Annotated in this window: 5 protein-coding genes, 1 pseudogene and 1 other annotated feature; all 6 genes and pseudogenes read left to right on the forward strand. The window is 54.7% G+C overall.

Annotation, left to right across the window (positions count from 1 at the left end; genetic code table 11):
- The first annotated feature begins 13 nt into the window (after window positions 1-13).
- The gene (locus VKV18_RS15915) at window positions 14-178 is read left to right on the forward strand and encodes a DUF5679 domain-containing protein (protein WP_414647174.1); all 165 of its coding nucleotides are present in this window, start codon (window positions 14-16) and stop codon (window positions 176-178) included.
- 104 nt (window positions 179-282) lie between these two features.
- Window positions 283-531, forward strand: a binding site (T-box leader).
- A gap of 69 nt (window positions 532-600) precedes the next feature.
- Window positions 601-3,348 (forward strand): valine--tRNA ligase, encoded by a 2,748-nt coding sequence (locus tag VKV18_RS03395; RefSeq protein ID WP_324202822.1) that lies wholly within the window; start codon window positions 601-603, stop codon window positions 3,346-3,348.
- 292 nt (window positions 3,349-3,640) lie between these two features.
- Complete coding sequence (locus VKV18_RS03400; RefSeq protein ID WP_324202823.1) at window positions 3,641-3,784, forward strand: hypothetical protein; 144 nt, start codon at window positions 3,641-3,643, stop codon at window positions 3,782-3,784.
- Between the two features lie 11 nt (window positions 3,785-3,795).
- On the forward strand, window positions 3,796-4,482 hold the full coding sequence (locus VKV18_RS03405) for a hypothetical protein (protein ID WP_324202824.1): 687 nt from the start codon (window positions 3,796-3,798) through the stop codon (window positions 4,480-4,482).
- A gap of 115 nt (window positions 4,483-4,597) precedes the next feature.
- Window positions 4,598-5,314, forward strand: a complete 717-nt coding sequence (locus VKV18_RS03410; RefSeq protein ID WP_324202825.1) for a prepilin-type N-terminal cleavage/methylation domain-containing protein — start codon at window positions 4,598-4,600, stop codon at window positions 5,312-5,314.
- Between the two features lie 704 nt (window positions 5,315-6,018).
- Window positions 6,019-6,660, forward strand: a pseudogene (locus VKV18_RS03415) (hypothetical protein); the annotation flags it as partial.

Consider the following 6,660-nt stretch of genomic DNA (forward strand, 5'->3'; position numbering starts at 1 on the left):
TATCGGCTACTGCGTGCACTGTCGAACCAAGCGCCAAATGCAGAATGCCATTCAGGTGTGCAATCGCCGTGGGCGATACGACCTTAAGGGGTACTGTGCCGTGTGCGGCAAATCCATGTATCGCCTGGGCGGTTGGGAGGCTGTAGCCGCTGCCGCTCGAAAAAACGCAGAACGGTAGGGGCTTGAGTAAAGAGGCTTGTGCGGCACGTTATGCGGCTCCGAGGCCCTCGCCAACAAACGTTACGCAGCCGCCGTATAGAGAACTAGTATCATACGTTATGGTTAAAGACGAAGAAGAGGAGGAGTAGATGCAGGCGCATCTACAGAGAGGGAGGCAGATGCTGAGAGCTTCCCGATGTGGCCGCATCGAACGTCGCCTCGGAGTCGCGTCGCCCAAAGAACCCTCTGCGTTAGGGTTTGAGTAGGCGCGACGGGTGCGCCCGTTATCGCGCCCTAAGTGCCCGAGCTTTCGCCGGAAAGTTCGGGAAGGAAGGTGGTACCGCGTGGGTACAACAGGCCCGCGTCCTTCCTCTTCAAGAGGAAACGACGCGGGCTTATTTCATGGGAACCTTTTGCACGTGTGAAGAGGAGTTGAGGACGATGACAACACAAGATTTCGCCTTGCCTTCGGAGTTGCCGAAAAGCTACGACCCTTCCCAGGTGGAGGAGAGATGGTATGCTCGATGGAAGGAGATGGGCTTCTTTCATGAAGAGCCAGACCCGTCGCGTCCGCCCTACTGCATTACCATCCCCCCACCCAATATCACGGGCAGTCTGCACATCGGCCATGCGCTCAACAACACCATTCTCGATGTGTTTACCCGATGGCACCGAATGCGCGGCTTTTGTACCCTCTGTTTGCCGGGAACCGACCATGCCGGCATCGCCACACAGACCGTGGTGGAACGAGAGCTGGAGAAGGAGGGCCTCACACGCCAACAGTTGGGGCGAGAGAAGTTTATTGAGCGCTGCTGGCAGTGGCGCGAGCAGTACGGGAACCGCATCTACTATCAGTTTGAGAAGCTGGGCTGCTCCTACGACTGGCAGCGTGTGCGCTTTACCATGGACCCCTCCTACGTCGAGGCCATTATGACGGTGTTCGGCTCGTGGTATGAACGCGGCCTCATCTACCGCGGCACGCGCGTGGTGAACTGGGACGTGAAGTTGCAAACCGCCGTGTCCGACATCGAGGTTAACGTGGAGGAGCGACCCGGAAAGCTCTATCATTTTCGCTACCCCTTTGCCGATGGCAACGGCTTCATTACCATCGCCACCACGCGCCCGGAGACGATGCTAGGCGACACCGCGGTGGCTGCCCATCCCGATGACCCTCGCTATAAGCCCCACTTCGGACGCCTGTTGCGGCTTCCCCTCACGGATCGGCTTATCCCTCTTATCCCCGATGACTATGCCAAGCCGGAGTTCGGTTCCGGTGCCGTAAAGGTAACCCCTGCGCATGACCTAAACGACTTCGAGTGTGGGCTGCGCCACAACCTGCCTCAAATCGTGGTCATTGACAAAGAGGGCCGCATGACAGAGGCCGCCGGCCCCGAATTCGCCGGACTAGACCGCTACGAGGCCCGAGCGAAAGTGGTGGAGGCCATGAAGGCTCTGGGTCTCCTCGAAAAAATAGAGGACTACACCATCCAAACCCCCATTTCCGACCGCAGCGGAGAAGTGATTGAGCCGCTGCTTTCCGAACAGTGGTTCGTTCGGATGAAGCCGCTTGCCCAGCCCGCTATCGAGGTGGTGAAGCAGGGCAAAATCCGCTTCATTCCCGAACGCTACACCGAAATCTATTTGCGATGGATGGAGAACATCCGCGATTGGTGCATCAGTCGGCAGCTGTGGTGGGGGCATCGCATTCCGGTGTGGTGGACCGAAGCAGGAGGAGAGCGCCAACACACCTTCGCCCGCAGTCGGGAGGAAGCGGTGGCCAAGCTGGGCACGGAGAACGTTTGGCAAGATGAGGACGTGCTCGACACCTGGTTCTCTTCGGCTTTGTGGCCTCACGCCACCCTCGGCTGGCCGCGCGAGACGCCGGAGCTTGCCTACTTCTACCCCACCAATCTGCTTTCCACCGCGCAGGAGATACTCTATCTGTGGGTCGCCCGCATGATCATCACAGGGCTTGACTTCATTAAAAGGCCGGCCGATCGCACCCCCGAAGCCGACGGATTGCTGGAGGAGAACGGCAAGCAGCGCGCCATCATCCCCTTCCGCGACGTTTACATTCACGCCACCGTGCTGGATGAAAAAGGGGAGCGCATGAGCAAGAGCAAGGGCAACGGCGTAGACCCCATCGAGCTGATTGACCGCTTCGGGGCCGACGCCACCCGTTTCTCCCTTATGCAGCAGGCCGGCAAGAACCAGGATATTCGCTACAGCGCAGCGCGCACCGAAATCGCCGCCACCTTCTGCAACAAACTGTGGAACGCCTCCCGCTTCGTTCTCTCTGCCATCGGTACGGAGAGGCACCACGCGGAAGTGTTTCCCCACAGCCTGCAGAAAATAGAAGATAGGTGGATACTTTCACGGCTCCACGAGACCATCGCAAAGGTAAACACCGCCCTCGCCAACTACGATATGGACGACGCGACCCACGCCCTTTATCACTTCTTTTGGGACGACTTTTGCGATTGGTACATCGAGATAGCCAAGTTGCGGCTGAGACAACCGCAGGAGGGCGATGTTGTGCGCACCCTCTTGGCCCAAGTGTTGGAGACCACCCTTCGCCTTCTGCACCCCATCATTCCCTTCATTACCGAGGAGATATGGCAGCGGTTGCCCCATTCCGGCGACACCATCTGCCTGGCGCCCTACCCACAGGCCGATCCGGCTTTTCTCGATGCCCAGGCCTGTGCCGGCATGGAGCGGATTAAGGAGGTGGTACGTGCGTTGCGTAATCTTCGCGCCCAGTTTTCCGTGCCGGCATCGGCGCGCGTGGAGGGGGCGATAGTGCCCTCGGATGAGACGCTGCGCCCGCTTCTAGAGCCGGCTTTGCCCATCATCCAAGCGCTGGCGCGGCTGAGCAGGCTCTCTCTGGGTGAGGCTTCTTCCGGTCAGCAAGATCGTGAAGGAAAGTGGGTTGCCGAAGCACTGGCCGGTTTAGAGGTGCTTCTCTGTTTGGGAGATGAGGTGGATAGCACCAAAGAGCTGGAGCGCATTGACAAGGAGCTGGAGGCGGTAGCGAAGCAGATAGCCCGTTCGGAGGGGCTTCTCAACAACCCTCAGTTTGTGGAGCGAGCCAAGCCGGAGATTGTGGAGAAGGAGCGTGCGACTTTGGCCGAATGGCAGGCCAAGCGCGAAGCTTTGGAGCGACGCAAGCAACAGTTGCTGTCCTCATAGAGACGCACCCGAAACCTCTCGCCGCCCCTCTCCCCAAGGGGAGGGGCGGCAACTATTGACAAATCTGCGCATTAATCCGGCACGAGGATCGCCCATTCCCCCGGCCGATGTGGGCATCTATCTGTATCTACGCCCTCTCCCTTCCCCGCCTCGTTTCCCCGTTCTTAACAAAAATTTCATATAAAAACGCTTGACAATTCTGGCAAGTGTCTCTATAATGGAGGCATTCATCTTGGGGCACTTTGCCCCTTTCGCGTTTCTCACAAAACGGCAACAAAGGAGAGATACCAAGATGTCGGTGAACGTTTCGTATCCCCCTTATGCCTCTGCTGCCGAAAGGATGGGGCGCCTTTTGGGGCTGCCGGCCATCGAGGCGGAGGAGTGCGGGGCCGATTTTGAGGCCTATGTGGCGGCGCACTTAGATTTTTGCGCCTGAAGGAAAAGTTTATGAAGCCCAATTCCTTATCTCTGCAGATCGGCTTGGTGATAGCCTTATTCACGCTGGCGGGCGGCATTCTGCTCTATACCTACTGGCGCTATAGCCAAGCACATAGTCCGGTAGACCAAGCAACTCTCGACAAAACCTATATGGAGCAGATTCGTGCGCAACATCCGCTTTCTCAGCAGCTGAAAGCGGCTCTGAAGATAAGGCAGGAGTATTATACACTTTGGGCGAGAGACCATATTGGGCTTTTGCATGAGATGTATCACACTCCCGATCCTACACGAGATACCGCTTCCATGATGCGCGTTTTAGAGGCTATTCCCCACACACCGCTGAGAACTCGCCTCATATCTCCTGGCCATGTAGAAGTTCATAGAGACATTGACGCGCAAATAGATGGCATTCCATTTTCATGGAACCCTATGGGAATGGATGTAGTAAAAAGTCTTTCTACACAAGAACCCGATCTCAAGGAACGGCAACTCTGTGTAGAGATGTGCTTGAGGGATTTCCGAAGATATCGAGATTTTCGTGTTTCTCAGTCTATGGTCTCCGGTGGTGTAAGCGTGTCCATATGGGCGAGTGGACGCATCACGCAGGATACATTCACCTCTCACAGGGCAGGTCGGGCGATTAAGTACGCATTTACAGAGCAGGAGCTTGTGCCTCCATTCAACTCTGTTCAATAGTAAACACCCATCAGACAGGAGAAAAAACACATGAAATCCGTCATCGCTCACAAGACTTGGCACGGATCAGGCCTTGTTAGCCTTATGCCTTTTAGAGGAATTTAGGAGAATCAAGATGCATATGAGCTATGGGGAGCACCCCTCCTCTCTGCAGGGGCTACTGCGGAGAGGCTTTAGTCTCATTGAGCTGCTGATGGTGCTGGCCATTCTTTCACTCTTGGCCGCCCTCCTGTTTCCGGTGGTTCTGCAAGCGCGTCATCGGGCTTACCAAACCGTGTGCCTTTCAAACCTCCATCAAATCGGAATAGCTACCAGCTTGTATCAACAGGACTATGACGGCTACTATCCCTATGCGGTAGACCCGGCGGATAAGTATGAACCGGACTTATGGAGTTTCTGGCCGTCTTTCAATGCAGAAATTCCCTTTCTGCCCCTGCTTCAAGATGTGCTACAACCCTATGTGCGTCAGCGGCAGGTTTTTCATTGCCCTGCCGATACCGGCTTTAAATTGGATGAAGGTAGCGGGCGCTATATAGACCCTTTCGGTCATCCTCCGTTTGCATTGCCGAGCAGTTATGCCAAGTTCGGCACAAGCTATTATTACCAGACGGCATTGGGCGCTCTTCACTTAACCGACAGCAGCTTAATGTCTCCATCGGGGACGAGCCTGTTGTTTGATGGCAGTGGCCGATGGCACGGGGATGTATTTCGTTTTTGGCCGCGCTACAATGTGTTATTTTGTGATGAGCATGTAAAAAACCTAACTTATGCCGAGTGGGGCGATACCTTTTTGCTGCATCCGGGGATCGCGTTTTCCGGAGGTAGTCCTTAGGGGAAGCGAAAAATTGACGCATGGGAAGCTTCAGGTAAACTTCTCATGAGAGGAAGCGAAGGGTATGACAGAGTATGACCGAGGCTGGCTTTGCTCCACTATCCTAGGCCTACTGACGACTTATTATCTGTATAAGAAGATATCTGAGCAGGACAAAAAGATAGCGCGTGGAGAGAAAGTTAACAAAACCATTGGAAACTTGCAGGCTATATTCCCAATGGTTTTGGCAGCTCTGTTATGTTTTCGCTTTCATGGTATCTATTATCTCAACTTCATAGGTTTTTTACAGGAAAGGCATTATATGAAGCTATAAGCGCTACGATCCAAAAAAGGCAAAGGACTACCTTAGGTTTGCCGAGTAGTAAGCTATTGCTAAGACCAAGCCACAAGAGTGCCGGAAGAATGAGCAAAATCAGCCAGGTGTTGTTAAGGGGCTTACGATCGGAGCGTTCTCACACTTTATTACGTGCCATAGACAGCAATGAAAAGGATGTATCCACTTTACACGGGAGATGCGAGGCGCATCCACAAAATATTCACCCTAAGAAACAAGATTAAACGCGATTAAACGCGCGATCGGTACAAGAAGCGAGCCGTGGTGTCGTTGAGTCAGCTACGATGCCAACGGGCGCACCACCAGTGTAAGCGATAACAGGGGTGTAACGAGTTTTACGTATGCCCCGGGGTGCGATTGGGTAACGAGTGTGAGCGACCCGGTAGACGGCACGATAAGCTATACCTACGGTTTGGTGGGGCAACGCCTCTCAATGAGCTTGCCCAATGGTGGGGGAACATGGCAGTATAGTTATACAGCCAGCAACGGCTACACCTATGAGGCGCTTCCCAAAGACGACCCCAACTCCCAATGTTTGTTGCTGTGGCAGGTAACCGATGACCAGGGCCGGCTGGTGACCTATAATTTTGATGAGTTAGGGAAGGTGTGGGTAGCCATAACGAACCAGGTATTCACCACCGGCAGCAACCCGACGTTGGTCAGTTATATGGAGACGGATTACTCCTATGAGAACCACAACTGGCTTACCCAAGAGAGCACGAGTTACCATTGGCAGGTGAGCGGTGGGGGTTGGCAGTCGAAGGGGTTGTATCAGAACGTGTACAGTTACGATAACGACGGGCAACGGTTGACCAACCAGATAACCGATGGCAGTGGGAACGTGCGCACGGAGCAGTACGGTTACGACAGCCTGAACCGTTTGGTGAGCGTGAACTACGGGGATGGGGAGACGCAGAGCTACACGTTCGATGCGATGGGCAATCGGTTAACAAAGCAGGATAATGTGAGTGGGGCGGAGAATTACGGTTACAATAACGCCAACATGTTGGTA

Source organism: Chthonomonas sp. (genome assembly GCF_035294505.1).
In the GTDB taxonomy this organism is placed as follows: domain Bacteria; phylum Armatimonadota; class Chthonomonadetes; order Chthonomonadales; family Chthonomonadaceae; genus Chthonomonas.

Coding starts and splice junctions, on each gene's coding strand:
- VKV18_RS03410 (WP_324202825.1), top strand. CDS start 4,598: ATGCATATGAGCTATGGGGAGCACCCCTCCTCTCTGCAGGGGCTACTG.
- VKV18_RS03400 (WP_324202823.1), top strand. CDS start 3,641: ATGTCGGTGAACGTTTCGTATCCCCCTTATGCCTCTGCTGCCGAAAGG.
- VKV18_RS03395 (WP_324202822.1), top strand. CDS start 601: ATGACAACACAAGATTTCGCCTTGCCTTCGGAGTTGCCGAAAAGCTAC.
- VKV18_RS03405 (WP_324202824.1), top strand. CDS start 3,796: ATGAAGCCCAATTCCTTATCTCTGCAGATCGGCTTGGTGATAGCCTTA.